The 17,545-nt window shown below is 61.0% G+C and carries 17 protein-coding genes; 2 read left to right on the top strand and 15 right to left on the bottom strand.

Annotated elements, in window-relative coordinates; translation table 11 throughout:
• Window positions 1–281: 281 nt before the first annotated feature.
• The 5 genes from HBO41_RS23635 to HBO41_RS23615 are packed head-to-tail and all read right to left on the bottom strand — an operon-like array spanning window position 282 to window position 4,205.
• Window positions 282–917 carry an SCO family protein gene (locus HBO41_RS23635; protein ID WP_169987962.1) on the bottom strand — a complete coding sequence of 212 codons (636 nt, stop codon included), beginning with the start codon at window positions 915–917 and terminating at the stop codon, window positions 282–284.
• Window positions 914–1,813, bottom strand: a complete 900-nt coding sequence (gene cyoE, locus HBO41_RS23630) for a heme o synthase (protein WP_017137894.1) — start codon at window positions 1,811–1,813, stop codon at window positions 914–916. Before cyoE ends, HBO41_RS23635 begins: the two co-directional genes overlap by 4 nt.
• Complete coding sequence (locus HBO41_RS23625) at window positions 1,801–2,880, bottom strand: heme A synthase (RefSeq protein WP_169987960.1); 1,080 nt, start codon at window positions 2,878–2,880, stop codon at window positions 1,801–1,803. Before HBO41_RS23625 ends, cyoE begins: the two co-directional genes overlap by 13 nt.
• Window positions 2,881–2,890: 10 nt before the next feature.
• Window positions 2,891–3,475 (bottom strand): hypothetical protein, encoded by a 585-nt coding sequence (locus HBO41_RS23620; RefSeq protein WP_017137896.1) that lies wholly within the window; start codon window positions 3,473–3,475, stop codon window positions 2,891–2,893.
• A complete protein-coding gene (locus HBO41_RS23615) occupies window positions 3,441–4,205 on the bottom strand; it encodes an SURF1 family protein (protein ID WP_017137897.1) in 765 nt (254 codons plus the stop codon). Before HBO41_RS23615 ends, HBO41_RS23620 begins: the two co-directional genes overlap by 35 nt.
• 43 nt (window positions 4,206–4,248) lie before the next feature.
• Between HBO41_RS23615 and HBO41_RS23610 the strand changes: the two genes are divergently transcribed.
• On the top strand, window positions 4,249–4,452 hold the full coding sequence (locus HBO41_RS23610) for a twin transmembrane helix small protein (protein WP_016969525.1): 204 nt from the start codon (window positions 4,249–4,251) through the stop codon (window positions 4,450–4,452).
• Between the two features lie 6 nt (window positions 4,453–4,458).
• On the opposite strand, the gene HBO41_RS23605 is transcribed toward HBO41_RS23610, so the two are convergent.
• The 4 genes from HBO41_RS23605 to coxB form a co-directional block, all read right to left on the bottom strand.
• Window positions 4,459–5,346 (bottom strand): cytochrome c oxidase subunit 3, encoded by an 888-nt coding sequence (locus tag HBO41_RS23605; protein WP_017137899.1) that lies wholly within the window; start codon window positions 5,344–5,346, stop codon window positions 4,459–4,461.
• 35 nt (window positions 5,347–5,381) lie between these two features.
• Window positions 5,382–5,933 (bottom strand): cytochrome c oxidase assembly protein, encoded by a 552-nt coding sequence (locus HBO41_RS23600; RefSeq protein WP_026013768.1) that lies wholly within the window; start codon window positions 5,931–5,933, stop codon window positions 5,382–5,384.
• 144 nt (window positions 5,934–6,077) lie between these two features.
• Window positions 6,078–7,661: a cytochrome c oxidase subunit I gene (ctaD, locus tag HBO41_RS23595; RefSeq protein WP_017137901.1), complete on the bottom strand. Its 1,584-nt coding sequence runs from the start codon at window positions 7,659–7,661 to the stop codon at window positions 6,078–6,080.
• Window positions 7,662–7,719: 58 nt separating this feature from the next.
• Window positions 7,720–8,847, bottom strand: a complete 1,128-nt coding sequence (gene coxB, locus HBO41_RS23590) for a cytochrome c oxidase subunit II (RefSeq protein ID WP_017137902.1) — start codon at window positions 8,845–8,847, stop codon at window positions 7,720–7,722.
• Between the two features lie 369 nt (window positions 8,848–9,216).
• Here coxB and HBO41_RS23585 point away from each other — a divergent pair, with 369 nt between their 5' ends.
• A complete protein-coding gene (locus HBO41_RS23585; protein WP_017137903.1) occupies window positions 9,217–9,864 on the top strand; it encodes a hypothetical protein in 648 nt (215 codons plus the stop codon).
• Between the two features lie 67 nt (window positions 9,865–9,931).
• Here HBO41_RS23585 and HBO41_RS23580 read toward each other — a convergent pair whose 3' ends face one another.
• The 6 genes from HBO41_RS23580 to HBO41_RS23555 all read right to left on the bottom strand — a co-directional run bounded on the left by HBO41_RS23580 (window position 9,932) and on the right by HBO41_RS23555 (window position 17,508).
• Window positions 9,932–11,473, bottom strand: coding sequence for a SulP family inorganic anion transporter (locus tag HBO41_RS23580; RefSeq protein WP_169987958.1), 1,542 nt, complete (start codon window positions 11,471–11,473; stop codon window positions 9,932–9,934).
• An 85-nt stretch (window positions 11,474–11,558) separates the two neighbouring features.
• Window positions 11,559–12,290, bottom strand: coding sequence for a carbonic anhydrase (locus HBO41_RS23575; protein WP_017137905.1), 732 nt, complete (start codon window positions 12,288–12,290; stop codon window positions 11,559–11,561).
• Between the two features lie 227 nt (window positions 12,291–12,517).
• Window positions 12,518–13,576, bottom strand: a complete 1,059-nt coding sequence (locus HBO41_RS23570; protein ID WP_099550169.1) for a PA0069 family radical SAM protein — start codon at window positions 13,574–13,576, stop codon at window positions 12,518–12,520.
• An 81-nt stretch (window positions 13,577–13,657) separates the two neighbouring features.
• Window positions 13,658–14,956 (bottom strand): cytochrome c, encoded by a 1,299-nt coding sequence (locus tag HBO41_RS23565; protein ID WP_169987956.1) that lies wholly within the window; start codon window positions 14,954–14,956, stop codon window positions 13,658–13,660.
• A gap of 12 nt (window positions 14,957–14,968) precedes the next feature.
• On the bottom strand, window positions 14,969–16,753 hold the full coding sequence (locus HBO41_RS23560) for a GMC family oxidoreductase (RefSeq protein WP_017137909.1): 1,785 nt from the start codon (window positions 16,751–16,753) through the stop codon (window positions 14,969–14,971).
• 2 nt (window positions 16,754–16,755) lie between these two features.
• On the bottom strand, window positions 16,756–17,508 hold the full coding sequence (locus tag HBO41_RS23555; protein WP_169987954.1) for a gluconate 2-dehydrogenase subunit 3 family protein: 753 nt from the start codon (window positions 17,506–17,508) through the stop codon (window positions 16,756–16,758).
• Window positions 17,509–17,545: the final 37 nt, after the last annotated feature.

Here is a 17,545-nt window from a genome sequence, read left to right as displayed (position 1 = left end):
CCAAGGGTACATAAAAGGGTTCCTACGCCCTGTCACTGAATTTGCAGCGACAGGCCAAAGACTAGCCACCCCAAGACCGTCCAACAAGTTCACGCACAGCGCGACAACACGTGGGAAATCTCCGACGACACCCTGTTCAAACCTTGCACAAAACCACTGTGGGAGCTGGCTTGCCTGCGATGGCGGTGGGTCAGCAACTGAGATGCAAGCAGGCCCACCGCTATCGCAGGCAAGCCAGCTCCCACAGGTTATTTGTGTTGTTGGTTAGCTTGGTGATTGGCCTACTTGCGCTGTAGCAAACCCGGCAACTGCGCCACCAGCTTTTGATTATTCAACGGCGCACGAATAAACCCACGCTGCGTGCCGTCCGGGCCGATCAGCGCCAGGTTGCCGCTGTGGTCCACGGTGTAGTTGGGTTTGCTGGTATCGGCCGGAATAAACGGAATGCTCACCGCATTCGAGACCTTCTGCACATCCGCTACATTCGCGCCGGTCAGGCCTTCGAATTGCGGGTCGAAGTAGCCCAGGTACTGCTTGAGCTGGGTCGGCGTGTCGCGGTTCGGGTCAACGCTGACCAGGATCACCTGCAACTTATCCACCGCATCTTTAGGCAGCTCGCTCTTGATCTGGCGCAGTTGCGCGAGGGTGGTCGGGCAGATGTCGGGGCAGAAGGTGTAACCGAAGAACAGCAGGCTCCATTTGCCTTTCAGCTCGTTGACCACCACCGGCTGGCCGTCCTGATTGGTCATGGTCACCGGCGGCAGCTGGCGGCTTTGCGGCAGCAGGATAATGCCGGCGTCGATCAGCGCGGTAGGGTCGCCCTGGCCTTTGCCGCTGAGCACTTTGTTAACGGTCAGGCCCATGATCAACGCGACGATGGCCACCAGGATGAAGACGGTTTTTTGAGTTCGAGTCATAGGTTCAACAATAGGTAGTGGTCGACGAGCAGCGCGATAAACAGCAGCAGCAAGTACCAGATAGAGTACTTGAACGTGTTGATCGCCGCGTGCGGCTTGCTGCCACGGTACAGCACCCAGGCCCATTGCAGAAAGCGCCCGCCCAATACCAGCGCACACGCCAGGTACAGCAGGCCGCTCATATGGATCACATAGGGCATGAAGCTCACCGCCAGCAGGGCGAAGGTGTAGAGCAGGATATGCACCTTGGTGTAGTGCTCGCCGTGGGTGACCGGCAGCATCGGGATATCGGCCTTGGCGTATTCCTCTTTGCGGTGAATGGCCAGGGCCCAGAAGTGCGGCGGGGTCCAGGCGAAGATGATCAGCACCAGCAGCAGCGGCTCGGCGCTGACATGCCCGGTAACCGCGACCCAGCCGAGCAGCGGCGGCGCCGCACCGGCCAGGCCGCCGATCACGATATTTTGTGGCGTGGCACGCTTGAGAAAACCGGTGTAGATCACCGCGTAACCCAGCAATGAGGCCAACGTGAGCCAGGCCGCCAAAGGGTTGGTGAACGCCAGCAACAAGGCCAAACCTGCAACAGCCAGAAACAATGCAAACGCCAATGCCGCCACGGGCGACACGCGCCCTTCTGCCAACGGCCGTTTATGCGTGCGCGCCATCACCGCATCGATGCGCCGATCCACCACATGGTTGACCGCCGCCGCACCTCCGGCGCACAGGGCAATGCCCAAATTGCCGAACACCAGCACCGTCCACGGCACCCCGGCGCGGGTCGCGAGGAACATGCCCACCAAGGAGGTGATGAGCATCAGCACCACCACTTTCGGCTTGGTCAGCTCCAGGTAATCCCGCCAGATCGCCCGATCGTGACGCGCGCCGATCAAGGTCGCCATGGCATCTCTCCTTTAAGGGTGATGAGGCCCGATACGTGTTTGCGCGGGATAAAACGCCAGCCAAACGGCAACTGATTGCGCACCCGGACCAGGCTGGTACGGGCGTGGTAGTTGACCAGCACCAGCGTCAGCAATAACCCCGCCCCACCGGCGTTGTGCCCGACCGCCACCGGCAGCGGCAAGCCGAACGCCACATTGCTCACGCCCAGGCAGATTTGCGCCGCGAGGGCGATCAGCAGCAGGCCCGACAGCCGCGTCATGCCCACGGCGCGCAATTGCCAGGCCAGCCCCAGCAGCACCAGCGTCACCAGCACCGCGCCGATGCGATGGGTCAGGTGGATGGCCGTGCGCGCCTCACTGTCGAGCTGGCCGCCGAGGTAATTGGGGCCGATATGCTGGGTGAGGTGAAACCCGTTGGCAAAGTCCGCCGCCGGCCACCACTCGCCATGACACGTCGGCAGGTCGACACAGGCCACCGCCGCGTAGTTTGAACTGACCCAACCGCCCAGCGCGATCTGCCCGATCACCAGCACCAGGCCCGCCGTGGCCCAATATTGCAGGCGCTTGGGCACGATCAAAGCGGGCAACACGCCGGACAGTCGCAAGGTGAGCAGAAACAGCAGGCTCAAGGTTGCAAAGCCGCCAAGCAAATGCCCCGTGACCACTTGCGGCCACAACTTCAGCGTCACCGTCCACATACCGAACGCCGCCTGGGCAAACAACACCGCCAACACAAACAGCGGCAGTTTCACTGGCTGCCCCGGATCACGCCGGTGGCTCCACGAGCGCGCCGCCAGCAGCACGATCAGCAAGCCCAAGGTGCCGGCGAAGTAGCGATGGGTCATCTCGGCCCAGCCCTTGTCGGCTTCTACCGGCGTATCGGGAAAATGCAGCTCGGCATGCGCCAGCTGGGCTTCGCTTTGCGGCACGCTGATAAACCCGTAGCAGCCCGGCCAGTCCGGGCAGCCGAGGCCAGCGTGGGTCAGGCGCGTGTAGGCGCCGAGCAGCACGACCAGCAGCGCCAGCAAGGTGGCAAACAACGCGAGGCGAAATCCAGGTTTGGCCATGACGATGCCCTTATCCGATGTTCGACAGTTTCAGCAGCAAGCGCAGGTCGTTGAGCAGGTCCTTGCCCTTGACCTTGGCGTCGTAGCGCAGCACCAGGTTGCCGTGCGGGTCGACGATCCACAGTTGCGCCTCACCCGGCGCAGCCGCGTTTTTACTGAAGGTGGTCAGGTCCAGCGGGTAGCGCTGCAGTTGTGGGTATTCGGCCTTGAGCTTGGCGTCGTAATCCGTGCTCACCGGCTGCGCGCTGGCCAGGGCATGGCTGGCGCGGGAGGCATCGCGGCCCAGGCTGATTTGCAGCTGGCGCGCCAGGTACACCAGTTGCTGGCACTCGGCAGCACACGCGGTGGGCGCAGTGACCAACAGTTGCCAACGGTCTTCGTCGGCCTGCACGCCAATGTCGGCGCGGGTCTGGCCGTTGCCGATCATCTCGCCGTGGTAACTGCGGCTGTCGGGCACCCAGAACTGCAACTTGTACATAAAGGTGGCCAGCGCCATCGGGCCGATCACCATCATCAGGATCAAAATAAGCTGCCAGCGGCCTTTGCGCCGGTCGGGCGCCTCAGACGTGCTGGGTGGATTCATGGCCGCTCCCATGGGGTTTCTCCTTTTTGTTATGCCATCCGAGGTAGAGGTAAAGCGCCAGCAACGCCAGTGCCATGGCGAACCACTGCACGGCGTAGCCCAAGTGTTTTTCCGGGCCCATGGCGACCACCGGCCAGGTCGTGTCGTAGGTGCCGGGGCCAGGTTCGGCGCGTAGCTCATAGGCGAAACCGCTGCGGCCCAACTCCGCCCAGAGCGCGGCGGGATGCAACGCAGTCAGCAAGCGCGGCCATTGCGTGGTGGCGGGGTCGGCGTGCAGTTGGAAGGTTTCGCCGGGCGCGATGTACACCCAGGCATCCAGATTCAGAGGTTGTTCAGGCGTGGTGAACACGGGCGGCGTGCGCCGGTCCGGCCACGGCAGCCAGCCGCGATTGAGTAGCAGCCATTCGCCGCTGGCCTGGTCGTGAAAGGGCTGCAAGAGTTCAACACCGGCCTTGCCGTCGCGCATGCGGTTGTCGAGCAGCACGCTGTGCTCAGCATCGAACTGGCCGCGCAGGCGCACCCGGCGAAAGGCCGGGTCAGCCATGCCCTCGAGCTGCACACTGCTGACCGGCTCAGCCACACGCCGTTCGGCATAGCTGTCCACCAACAGCTGTTTTTCATGCCCGCGAGCCAGTTGCCAGAACCCCAGGCCCACCATCAGCGGCAGCAGCACAAGCACCACCAGCGTGGGAGCGAGCCCTGGGCGAAAGTCTTTTATGGCGCTGGCTATACTTGTTTTCATTGCCCGCCTTTTCATTGCCCGCCCATCCGAATGGAACCTGACCATGCTCAAAGCAGCCATTGCCCTGATGCTGATCGCGACTGTCGTGAGCCTGTTCAGTGGCTTGTTCTTTCTGGTCAAGGACGAGGGCAACTCCAACCGCCTCGTCACTGCCTTGACCGTGCGTGTTGTACTGGCCGCGATCACCGTAGGCTTGATCGCCTGGGGCTTTTTCAGCGGCCAGTTGGTCTCTCATGCACCGTGGTAAAACGCCTCACAGCACATAAACGAAGAAAAACAGGCCGATCCACACCACATCCACAAAGTGCCAATACCAACTGGCCGCCTCAAAACCGAACTGGTGCTCGGCATTGAAGTGCCCCTTGAGGATGCGCATCAGCATCACGAACAGAATGATGGTGCCGATGGTCACGTGGGCGCCGTGAAAGCCGGTGAGCATGAAGAAGGTCGCGCCGTACACGCCCGAGCCAAGGGTCAGGCCCAGCTCTTTGTAAGCGTGCATGTACTCCTCGGCCTGAAAGCCCAAAAAAGCCCAACCCAGCAGCACCGTGAGCGCCAGCCAGATTTTCAGCGCGCCGCGATGGCCCTTGCGCAACGCGTGGTGGGCAATGGTGATGGTCACGCTGGAGCTGACCAGCAAGATCGTATTCACCAGCGGCAAGCCCCACGGGCTGATGGTGCCTTCGGGCGGCGGGTACATTTTCGGGTCAGGGTTGTTGAGCAACGGCCAGGCAAATTCGAAGTTCGGCCACAGCATATGCGCGACGCCCTTGGAGCCTTCGCCCGCCAGCCACGGCGCGGACATATGCCGCACGTAAAACAGTGCGCCGAAGAACGCGATAAAGAACATCACCTCGGAAAAGATGAACCAGGTCATGCCCCAGCGGAACGAGCGGTCCATCTGCGGGCTGTACAAACCGGCGCGGCTTTCCTTGATCACCGCGCCGAACCAGCCGAACAGCATGTAGGCCAGCAACAGCCCGCCGACGAAAAAGATCCACGGGCCGTGGGATTCCGGGCGCGCCGCCTTGAGGTCGTTGAACCACACGGCCAGACCGTACACCGTGATCAACATGCCAAACGTAGCAATTATTGGCCATTTGCTTTGCGCTGGTACGTAGTACGTATCATGAGACGACATGTATTCGCTCTCCTGATTGAGGGGGCAAACAGTAGCTAGCCGCCGGTATGGACGGCCACCGGCGGTTGGCGCGCAGTGATGTCAAACAGCGTGTATGCCAGGGTCAAATGCTTCACATCCTTGGGCATGGCGCGATCGACGATAAAGCGCACGGGCATTTCTATGCGCTGACCTGGCTGCAGCACTTGCTGGGTGAAGCAAAAACACTCGGTCTTGTGGAAATACATCGCCGCTTCGGCCGGGGAAATACTCGGCACGGCCTGGGCAGTCATGGGTTTATCTGTGGGGTTGTAGGCCACGAACAGCATCTCGGTGACAGCGCCAGGGTTGACCACGACCTCATCGGCTTTGGAGTGGAATTCCCAGACCATGTCGATGGCATTGGTGGACATGAACTGCACGCGCACCTGGCGCGTAGGGTCCACCACCTGCTCGCCTTCGTACTGCCCGGCAGTCTTGCCGTTGATACCGAATGCCTTGCACATCACGTCGTAGATCGGCACCAGGGCGAAGCCGAAGGCGAACATGGCCACTACCAGGATCAGCAGGCGGGTGACCAGGCGCTTGATGGGAACGGATTCAAGCATGGCGCTCACCCGCTTCTGGTTTTTCTGTGGGAGCTGGCTTGCCTGCGATGAGGCCCAGGCAGGCAATACATTCTGTGCCTGACACACCGCTATCGCAGGCAAGCCAGCTCCCACAGGAGACCGAGTCGACCTGCATCAAGGCGTTCACTTGACCTCCGGCGGCGTCGTAAACGTGTGATACGGCGCAGGCGAGGGGATGCTCCATTCCAGGCCTTCAGCGCCATCCCACGGCTTGGCCGGCGCCGGCGGGCCGCCACGGATGCACTTGATCACGATAAACAGGAAGAAGATCTGCGTGGCGCCAAACATGAACGCGCCAATCGAGGAGACCATGTTGAAGTCGGCGAACTGCAGGTTGTAGTCCGGCACCCGGCGCGGCATGCCCGCCAGGCCGACAAAGTGCATCGGGAAGAACGCCATGTTCATGCCCACAAAGGACAGCCAGAAGTGCAGCTTGCCCAGGGTTTCGTCGTACATGTGGCCGGTCCATTTCGGCAGCCAGTAGTAGGCCGAGGCGAAGATGCCGAAGATCGCCCCGGGCACCAATACGTAATGGAAGTGCGCCACCACAAAGTAGGTGTCGTGGTACTGGAAGTCCGCCGGGGCAATTGCCAGCATCAGCCCGGAGAAACCGCCAATGGTGAACAGAATCACAAAAGCCACGGCAAACAACATCGGTGTCTCGAAAGTCAGCGAGCCTTGCCACATGGTGCTCACCCAGTTGAACACCTTCACGCCCGTGGGCACCGCGATCAGCAGCGTGGCGTACATGAAGAACAGCTCGCCCACCAGCGGAATACCCACCACGAACATGTGGTGCGCCCACACGATAAACGACAGAAACGCGATGCTCGCCGTGGCGTAGACCATCGAGGTGTAGCCGAACAGCGGCTTGCGCGAGAAGGTCGGGATGATCGAGCTGACGGCGCCAAACGCCGGCAGGATCATGATGTACACCTCGGGGTGGCCGAAGAACCAGAACACATGCTGGAACAGCACCGGGTCACCGCCACCGGCCGCACTGAAAAAGCTGGTGCCGAAGTGGATGTCCATCAACATCATGGTCACGCAACCGGCCAGCACCGGCATCACCGCGATCAGCAGGAAGGCGGTAATCAGCCAGGTCCATACGAACAGCGGCATTTTCATCAAGGTCATGCCAGGCGCGCGCAGGTTGAGAATGGTGGCGACCACGTTGATCGCGCCCATGATCGAGCTGATGCCCATCAGGTGAATGGCAAAGATGAAGAACGTCACGCTTTCCGGCGCGTAGGTGGTGGAGAGTGGGGCGTAGAAGGTCCAGCCGAAATTCGGCCCGCCGCCCGGCGTGAACAGCGTCGAGACCAGCAGCAGGAACGCTGCCGGCAGCAGCCAGAAACTGAAGTTGTTCATGCGCGGCAAGGCCATGTCCGGCGCGCCGATCATCAGCGGGATCATCCAGTTGGCCAGGCCGACAAACGCCGGCATCACCGCGCCAAACACCATGATCAGGCCGTGCATGGTGGTCATCTGGTTGAAGAACGCCGGCTGCACGATTTGCAGGCCTGGCTGGAACAACTCGGCGCGGATCACCATGGCGAACGAACCGCCGAGCAGAAACATGGTGAAGGCGAACCACAGGTACATGGTGCCGATGTCTTTGTGGTTGGTGGTCAGCACCCAGCGCATCAAGCCTTTGGCGGGGCCGTGGGCATGGTCGGCATGACCATGGTCGATCACAGTGCTCATGGCCGTTCTCCTGCAAAGGAATGGGCTGTGCGGTTCAGGGCATACGCAGTTGAGGCCGTCATTTGCTTTCCGCCTGTTTCAGAGCCAGCACGTCTTTGGGCGTGACCATGTCGCCTTTGTTGTTGCCCCAGGCGTTGCGCTCGTAGGTGACCACGGCGGCGATATCGACTTCCGACAGCTGTTTGCCGAACGCCGCCATGGCGGTGCCGGGTTTGCCGAAGTACACGCGGTGCAGGTGGTCTTCTTTGGCGCCGGTGGCAATTGGCGAGCCTTTGAGCGCCGGGAACATCGGCGGCAAGCCCTGGCCTTCGGCCTGGTGACAGGCCACGCAGGTGGTGTGGTAAACCTTGTCGCCACGGGCCACCAGCTCGTCCAGCGTCCACTCTTTGGACGTCAGCTCCTTGAGCTTGGCGGCCTCTGCCTTGCGCTCGCCCAGCCAGGTGTCGTAGTCGGCCTTGGATTTGACCTCGACCACAATCGGCATGAAGCCGTGATCCTTACCGCACAGCTCGGCGCACTGGCCACGGTAGATGCCGGGCTTCTCGACCCGGGTCCAGGCCTCGTTGACGAAGCCGGGGATCGCATCGCGCTTGACCGCAAAGGCCGGCACCCACCAGGAGTGGATCACATCGGCGGCCGTCACCAGAAAGCGCACCTTGGCGCCCACCGGCAGCACCAGCGGCTGGTCGACTTCGAGCAAGTAGTGCTCGCCCTTGGTGGCCTGGTTATGGATCTGCTCGGCGGGCGTGGCCAGGTTGCTGAAGAACTCCACGTCCTGGCCCAGGTATTTGTAGTGCCACTTCCACTGATAGCCGGTGACCTGGATATCGATATCCGACTCACTGCTGTCGTAGATATTGATCAGGGTTTTGGTCGCCGGAATGGCCATGGCCACCAGGATCAGCAAGGGCACTACGGTCCAGAGAATTTCCACGGTGGTGCTCTCGTGGAACTTGGCCGCCACCTGGCCCGTAGACCGGCGGTGCAGGATCATCGACCAGAACATCGCGCCAAACACGACGATGCCGATCACCACACAGATCCAGAAAATGGTCATGTGCAGGTCAAACACGGCGTGACTGACTTCAGTGGCCCCTGGCGCCATATTCGTTGTCCAGGCGGCGTGCGCCTGGCCGAATACTGACCACAACAGTAGGCCCATCCAAACGTGTGGATGTCGCGTCATTGCGGGTTCCCCTTTATGTTTCTTGTTATCCCGCCGGTTTGCACCTGCGGCGAAGGGAGCGGCTTCCATACTGCTTACAACCGCCAAGCCTTGCCTGCGTCATGCAGTTGGGCGTCATCAGCTAATTGCGTACAAATCCGAGTATAGACAGCCGGGGCGACCCCGCAATGTGTAGGGGCAAATGAGCAAAAACAGACGGGCGGCCCCAATAAAACCGGGCGCGCAAACGTTTATCCGACGAACGATGGCATTTCGATATAACGCACACGCATAACCATGAAATAATTATGACAAATGCGTCTTAGGCGCTCGTATAAACGAGCTACCTTATCCTCTCCCTTTTCCTACGCCTGTTTCACTGGAGCCTTCATGAACACCGCCGCATTGCGCGAGCAGATTTTCCGTGCCCATCAACACGAAGCCACTACGGGCCAGCTTGCCCAGCAACTGGAAAAACAATTGCCGCACCTGCATTCGGCCATCTCCCTGGCTGACGGTGATCGCAACATTGTCATGACCCGCTTTGTCACCGCCTACATCGAACTGGTTCCGGACTTGCTCGAAGCCGCCAACGATGTGGCCCGCGAAGCCGGTATCGAAAGCCAGATCAAACCGGTGTTGAAAATCGCCGAGCATTTCTTCCTGCAGCCGCCTGCGATCCTGGCCGGCCATGAAGGCCTGGACGGCTTGCTGGATGAGGCCTACCTGGCTCACCGCTTGGTTGAAGAGGTCAACGACCTGTATATCAAGCATTTCGGCCAGCCATTGATTCCGGCGGATACCACTGTGGCTAACTTGATTGCCCATCAACTGATTGGTGAAACATTTGCCAATCAGTTGGATGAAGCCGTGCACTTGGCGGTAGATGAAATGCTCAACGAGGAGAGCTTTGCGCTGGAGTCGGTCGAGGCGTATCGCGAACAGCTGAAAAGCCCGCAAACGGAAGCGGCGTGGAAGCGCTGGCCGTGCCTGTCGCGGCAGCTGGGCGTTGAGTTATCGCTGGATCAGCCAGCCTGATTTTCCGAGTGAACATAGAACCACTGTGGGAGCCGGGCAAGCCCGGCTCCCACAATTTTTGTGGTGTTCAGACGGGCGCCGAACCTATCCCCACCGTCGTCCGCACCCGGCCTTCGAGCCTGCGCTTCAACCCCCGCGCCTCGATCACCAGCGTCGAGCCCTTGGCCGCATTGGCCCGGCCCCATTCCTCCAGCAGCTCCAGACACGAATGGTCGATGTAGCTCAGGTTGCTCAGCGGCACATGCAAGGTGGTCCCCGCAGGCACCGTCGACAGCACCTGAGTCAGCGCAGGCACTTTCAGGAAGGTCGCGGCACCGGTCAATCGCAGCTCCATCTCACCGTCCTGGGGCAAATCGATCAGGCTGACTTTCAATCGCGAAGCTTTAAACGCGAGCTTCAGCAACGTGAGCCCGAAGCCCACCAACACGCCAGTCAACAGGTCGGTGAAGATGATTGCGAGTGCCGTGGCGGCGTAGGTAAACATCGGCATCCGCCCATAGCGGCCCAGCGCGCGAAACGCTTTGACGTCCACCAGCTTGATCCCGGTGTACACCAGCACGCCCGCCAAACTCGCCACCGGAATACTTTGCAGCACACTCGACAGCAGCAACACAAAGCCCAGCAGCCACACACCATGGAACATCGCCGACAGCCGCGTGGTAGCGCCAGCCTGCACGTTGGCCGAGCTGCGCACGATCACGCCGGTCATCGGCAAGGCGCCAACCAAACCACAGAGCATGTTGCCCACGCCTTGAGCTGACAATTCCTTGTCGAAATCGGAGCGCTGGCCGCTGTGCATTCGATCGACCGCTGCCGCAGAAAGCAGGGTTTCGGCGCTGGCAATAAACGCCACGGCGAAGGCGGCGATCAGCAGTTGCGGATCGGCCAGGTTCAGCAGGTCGCTGGGGCGCAGCCAGTCGATGGCGTCGGCGAGGTTTTCCGGCACCTCCACGCGCTTGACCTGCAACGCCAGCACCAGGCTTGTCACCGTCGCCAGGCCCACACCCAACAACGCGCCCGGTACGAAGCGCAATGTTTGCGGCCGGAATTTATCCCAGCAGTACATCACCAGCATGGTCGACAGGCCCAGCAAACCAGCCTGCCAACCAAGACCGCCGCCCAGCGTCGGGATCGCTTCGGTCATGGCCGCCGGGAAGCCCGCCAGGTTATCCAACCCCGAAGGTTTAGGCGCGCCGTCGAGCATCACATGCACCTGCGACAGCACAATCAATACGCCGATACCCGCCAACATGCCGTACACCACCGCCGGCGCCGTGACCCGGAACCAACAGCCCAGGCGCAAACGCCCGGCCACCAGTTGCAGGAAACCCGCCAGCAACAGAATCGGCCCGAGCATCATCATCCCGTGCTGGCGCACCAACTCGAACACCAACACCGCCAGCCCCGCCGCCGGGCCACTGACCTGCAGTGGCGAACCCGCCAGCCAACCCACTACCAGGCCACCGATTATCCCGGTGATCAGCCCCTTGGCCGGCGGCATGCCGGACGCAATCGCGATGCCCATGCACAAGGGCAGGGCGACCAGAAACACAACCACCGAGGCCAGCAGCTCCCGTGGCAATACAGCTTTCAATTGAGCAGCACGCATGATGGCTCTCCCGAGGGATTCGCCGGGCGCGGTAAAGCCTGGCTGCGTCCATGGCAGCCACCGCTTGACCCGGCAGGGAAGTGTTTTAGAAGCGCGCTCTAGGCGTCGCGCAAGGAATCGGCTCGGTACCGTTCAGCGGTCTGAATGCCGCCTGGTCCGCATCGTAAGCGCGGATTTCGCTGGTCTCGATGTTGTAGATCCAACCATGGATAAACAAATGACCATTGGCCATGCGCGAAGCCACGGAAGGGTGGGTACGCAAATGCTGCAATTGGGCGATGACGTTTTCTTCGGTCAGCACCTTCATGCTCTCGCCTTCGTTGGCGCAGTCGCAATTGTCTTCGACCATGGACTTGGCGACTTCGGCGTGACGCAACCAGGCCCGTACCGTCGGCATCTTTTCCAGGCTGTCGGGGTTGAGTACCGCGCGCATGGCGCCGCAATCGGAGTGCCCGCACACGATGATGTGCTGTACGCCCAGGGCGAGTACCGCGTACTCGATGGCGGTGGAAACCCCGCCGTTCATCTGGCCGTAGGGCGGCACCACGTTGCCGACGTTACGCGTCACGAACAAATCGCCGGGGGAACTTTGGGTGATCAGCTCGGGGACGATGCGCGAATCGGCGCACGTAATAAACATCGCCCGTGGGCTCTGGGCCGTGGCGAGTTTCTTGAAGAGTTCTTCCTGCTGCGGGAAGACGTCGTGATGGAAATGCAAAAAGCCGTCAACGATGTGCTTTAACGCTGCATCGGCAGACTCCGCCACCTGAGTGGCTGAAGCCGACGCAGCCAACGGCTGTTTATCCTTGTCACTCATGATTCATCCTCTTTATTAATGCAGGGGAGTGTTCAGGTCAGTTCGACGTCTGGCTATCGGAAAAGTTGAAAAACTAAACAAACCAAGGCGTCGACTCACCAGTCACTCGCTGAACAAGGTAACCGGCGAAACTTAACTCAAACTGAATGAACCGCTCTAGAACGAGGGTTTCAGTGATATCAAAACGCGACTATTTCCACAGCAATGGCGCCTTCGTTCTGTTCAGTTTACAACAATGCCATCTGTCTGCCCGGCGGGCAAAACGCCGTGCAATCCAGATTAAACCCTTCCCGTCGATTCAGGCCCAGCCGCTTGATCGCTTTGTTGAAACGCTGCGCCAACAAATCAGCAAACGGCCCCTCGCCACGCATGCGCACACCGAAGCGGCTGTCGTACACCTCACCACCGCGCACCTGGCGCACCAGGCTCATCACATGGGCCGCGCGCTGCGGGTAATGCGCCGCCAGCCACTCCTCGAACAGTGGCGCCACTTCCAAGGGCAAGCGCAACATCATGTAGGCGGCGCTCTGCGCACCGGCAGCGTGGGCTTCGGTCAGCAGGCTTTCCAGCTCGCTGTCGTTGATCATCGGGATCATTGGCGAGCACAGCACGCCCACCGGGATACCCGCCTCGCGCATCACCCGAATCGCCCGTAACCGCGCCTTGGGCGCCGCCGTGCGCGGCTCCAGGATACGCTTGAGTTCGTCGTCCAGGCTGGTGAGGCTGATCATTACCGCCACCAGCCGCTGACGCGCCAACTCGGTGAGCAGGTCGAGGTCGCGCAAGATCAGCGACCCCTTGGTGATGATGGTTACCGGGTGCCGATAGCGCAGCAGCACTTCGAGGGTTTGCCGGGTGATTGTGTAGTCGCGTTCGATAGGCTGGTACGGGTCGGTATTGGAGCCCAGGTTGATCGGCGCACACACATAACCTGGCTTCGACAGCTGTTGCTCCAGCACGTCGGCGGCGTTGGTCTTGGCAATCAGTTTGGTTTCGAAATCCAGCCCTGGCGACATGTCCCAATAGGCATGGCTGGGCCGCGCATAGCAGTAGATGCAGCCATGCTCGCAACCGCGATAGGGGTTGATGGAGCGGTCGAACGGCAAATCCGGCGAGTTGTTGCGGGTGATGATGCTCTTGGCCGTTTCGATACGCACTTCGGTGCCCTGGGTCGGCGGCACTTCCTGGAACCAGCCGTCGTCTTCGGCCACGCTGACGGTCGGCGCAAAGCGGTTGTGTAGGTTAGTGGCCGTGCCCCGGCCACGGGGCGGCAGCGCAGTAGTCATGAAAACGCCTCGATACTGTTTTTATATACAGTATCGAGGCGCGAGGTTTCTGACCAGTGCCGTTTGGCGGCCAGGGCAGGATCAGTGCTTTTGCGTTACCTGCCCCAAATCGTCACCCGATGTGGTGCGCATATCGCTCTTGCGCAGATCTGCCACGTCACTGGCTTTGACTGGCGCGCCTTTATTGCCCCAGCTGCCACGGACGAAACTGACCACATCCGCGACTTCCTGGTCCGACAGGCGCCACGCGAACGCCGGCATGGTGAAAGTCGACGGCGCCGTGTTGGTGGCTGGCAAGGTGCCGCCGTTCAACACGATGTTGATCAACGAGGTGGCGTCCGCCGTCTGCAACACAGGGTTACCCGCCAGCGCCGGGAACACCCGCGTGTAACCATGGCCGTCGGTACGGTGGCACGCCGCGCAGTTGTCGATATACACCGACGCGCCCGGCTTGCTGTCGTCACCTTTCCACAGCGCCTCGGCCACCTGCTTGTCGTACTGATGCGGCTGGTCCTTCGGGTCCACCGCCGGCAGGCTCTTGAGGTATCGCGCAATCGCGGTGAGGTCGTCCTGGGACATGTACTGCATGCTGTGTACGACCACGTCACTCATGCCACCAAACACCGCGCTGCGGTCACTGCGGCCAGTCTTGAGGAACTGCACCAGTTGCTCTTCGCTCCAGCTGCCGAGGCCGTCCTTGTGGTCGCCGCGCAGGCTTTTCGCGACCCAGCCTTCCAGCGGCGCACTGCCAGACAGGAAGGCGTTGCCGTCTGTAGCGCTGAGGGCTTTTTCCTGCATGGTCAGGGCACGCGGTGTATGGCAGGCGCCGCAGTGGCCGAGGCCTTCAACCAGATAGGCACCGCGAGCGACCACCGGGTCGGTGGCGGCTTGCGCCTGATGCGCCTCGACCGCCGGCGCGAACATCCAGCGCCACGCCGCCAACGGCCAACGCATGCTCAAGGGCCAGGGAATATCGCTGTCCTTGTTCTCCTGGGCGACGGGCTCCACGCCCTTCATGAAATACGCATACAACGCCTGCATGTCACTGTCGCTGACACGCGCGTAGGACGGATACGGCATCGCCGGGTAAAGCGTACTACCGTTCTTGGCGACGCCATGGCGCACGGCCTTGTCGAAGTCTTCGAAGCTGTAGTCGCCCAGGCCGGTTTTGTCCGGGGTGATGTTGGTGGAATAGATCACGCCGATCGGGGTTTCCATCGGCAGCCCACCGGCGAAGGGTTTGCCACCCTTCGCGGTGTGGCAGGCCACGCAGTCACCGGCACGGGCCAGGTATTCGCCCTGCTTGACCAAATCGGTTTCGGCAGCGCTCACCGAGCAGCTGCTGAACAGGGCAAAACTGGCGATAACAAGTGCTTTCATGGTCATCGCTCCTTATGCCTGAACCAGTGGGCCGGGGTTTTTCAGGTACTGCTCGCGGATCGCCCGCGCCGACCAATAGGCCAGCGCTGCCACCAGGCCGGTAGGGTTGTAGCCCAAGCCTTGTGGGAAAGCCGATGCGCCCGGAACAAACACGTTGTGTACATCCCAGCTTTGCAGGTAACGGTTCAACGCACTGGTTTTCGGGTCGGTGCCCATGATCGCGCCGCCATTGAGGTGGGTGGTCTGGTAGGACGCGGTGTTGAATTGCTCACCGACTTTTTTGCCCAGCACAGCAATGGCCTTGGGGTTCATCGCCGCGGCGACCTTGCCCATTTTCTCCATCATGAAGCGGTTCATCTTGATGTCGTTTTCCTGCCAGTCGAACGTCATCCGCAGCAGCGGCAGGCCGTAGGAGTCGCGGTAAACCGGGTCCAGATCCAGGTAGTTGCTCCGGTAGGATTGATGCGCACCATGGGAGTCCATCGACACTTGGTGGGTGTAGTAGTCGGCGGTGGCACGCTTCCAGGCGCTGCCCCACGCCGGCGTGCCCGGCGGGTTGGACGTACCGGCAATCGGCCGGCTGCCAGCCTGGTTGACCCACATCGGCGAGCCGCCCACAAAGCCGTGCGGGCCGTGGTCGAAGTTGTCCGCGTTGAAGTCATCGATGGCCACGCCATTGCCGCCCGCACCGATGAAGTTGTTGGTGTGGGTGTCCTTGTCGAAGAAGGCCTTGATGGTGCCCATGTTCTGGTAGGCAAAGTTGCGGCCCACCACGCCCTCATTGGTAATCGGGTCGTAGGGTTTGCCGATGCCCGAGAGCAACATGAGGCGCACGTTGTTGAACTGGAAGGAGGCGATGATCACCAGGTCCGCCGGCTGCTCACACTCGCGGCCCTGGGCGTCGATATAGGTCACGCCGGTGGCCTTGCTCTTGGTGCTGTCGAGGTTGACCTTGAGCACATGGGAATTGGCCCGCAGCTCAAAGTTCGGCACCTGACGCAGCGCCGGCAGGATGTTTACGTTCGGCGAGGCCTTGGAGTACATGTAGCACACGTAGCCACTGCAGAAACCGCAGAAGTTGCACGGCCCCATCTGCGCGCCGTAGGGGTTGGTGTACGGCCCCGACGTATTGGCCGATGGCAGGTTGTAGGGTTTGTAGCCGACGTCGGTAGCCGCTTTCTGAAACAACTGCGCAGACACGGTGTTTTTCTGCGATTCCAGCGGGAACGGGTTGGAGCGATCCGGCGCATACGGGTTGCCGCCACGGCCTTCACCCACCAACTGGCCTTTTACGGTCCAGGCTTGGCCGGAGGTGCCGAAGACTTTTTCGGCGTAGTCGAAAAACGGCTCCAGCTCTTCATAGCTCACGCCGAAGTCCTGGATGGTCATGTCCTTGGGGATGAAGTTCTTGCCGTAGCGCTCTTCATAGTGGCTGCGCATGCGCAACTCGATAGGGTCGACGCGAAAATGCACGCCCGACCAGTGCAGGCCCGCACCACCCACGCCATTGCCCGGCAAGAACGCACCCAACTGACGGTTGGGCAGGGCAACATCATTCACGCTATGACGAATGGTCACCGTCTCCTTGGAGATGTCCTGAAAGAGTTTTTTGCGCACGCTGTAGGTCAGTTCGTCGATAACCTGGGGATAGTTGCCGTCCGGGTAGGTGTCCTGCATCGGGCCGCGCTCCAGCGCTACCACGTTGAGGCCAGCTTCCGTCAGTTCCTTGGCCATGATCGCGCCGGTCCAGCCGAAACCCACGATCACCGCGTCCACTTTCTTCATGATGGTCGCCACGTTTATGCCCTCTCGCCGCGAATGGAAACAGCCGGGAAGGGGTATTGCTCGTTGCGTTCAACCCAGTCCATGAAATCGGCGCGGGCGCCGGGGAAGCCGATCATGGTCCAGCCGACCATGCCTTTGTTGCCACCGTGGATCGGGTCGCAGAAGAAGCCTTCCTTGGTGTTTTGCAGCAACAGGTTGAAAAACATCTTGGCCGGTACGGCCTCAAAATGGGCAGTCATCTCACTGCCGCCCGCCTCCATGCGTCGCAGCATGTCATCCTGGGTAGCGCTGTCTTGCGCAGCAAAAGCTTTACCATTGAACGCCTTCGACCACGCATCCGTGGCGGCAATGCCCAGGCGATAGATGTCTTTGGGCACCAGTTTGCTCTGCCAGCCCATCTCTGGCGCCGCATCGGCGTTGAACGGACCTTGCATGAACCACAACGCGCCAGCGGCATACGGCGTGTTCATCTGGCGGTCGATGTATTCCGGCGCGCCGGCTTCCAGGGCGCCTGGGCCTTGGGCATCCGCTGGGATCAGGCGGGCGACGGCGGCGTTGATAAACGCCCACTCTTCAGCCGTGAAGTAGCTTGGCTCGTAGGCTTTGTCGCTGACGGGCGTTTTGGCGGGAGCGGCCTGCACCGGCTCCGGTGTGGCCATCAACATCGAGCCGCCAAGGCCAGTGCTGGCAACCGTGACCACCGGGATCAAGGTCAAGGATTTGCGTAAAAAGTCACGCCGCGGGTTGTCCTGATCTTGATCAGACATAGGTGCACCTCATCATGTGGTCACGGGTTTATCCACC

The sequence above is a fragment of the Pseudomonas sp. WS 5146 genome (assembly GCF_012985495.1).
In the GTDB taxonomy this organism is placed as follows: Bacteria; Pseudomonadota; Gammaproteobacteria; order Pseudomonadales; family Pseudomonadaceae; genus Aquipseudomonas; species Aquipseudomonas edaphica.
Note: the sequence above shows the minus strand (reverse complement) of the source record. Positions and strands in the feature narration are given on the sequence as shown.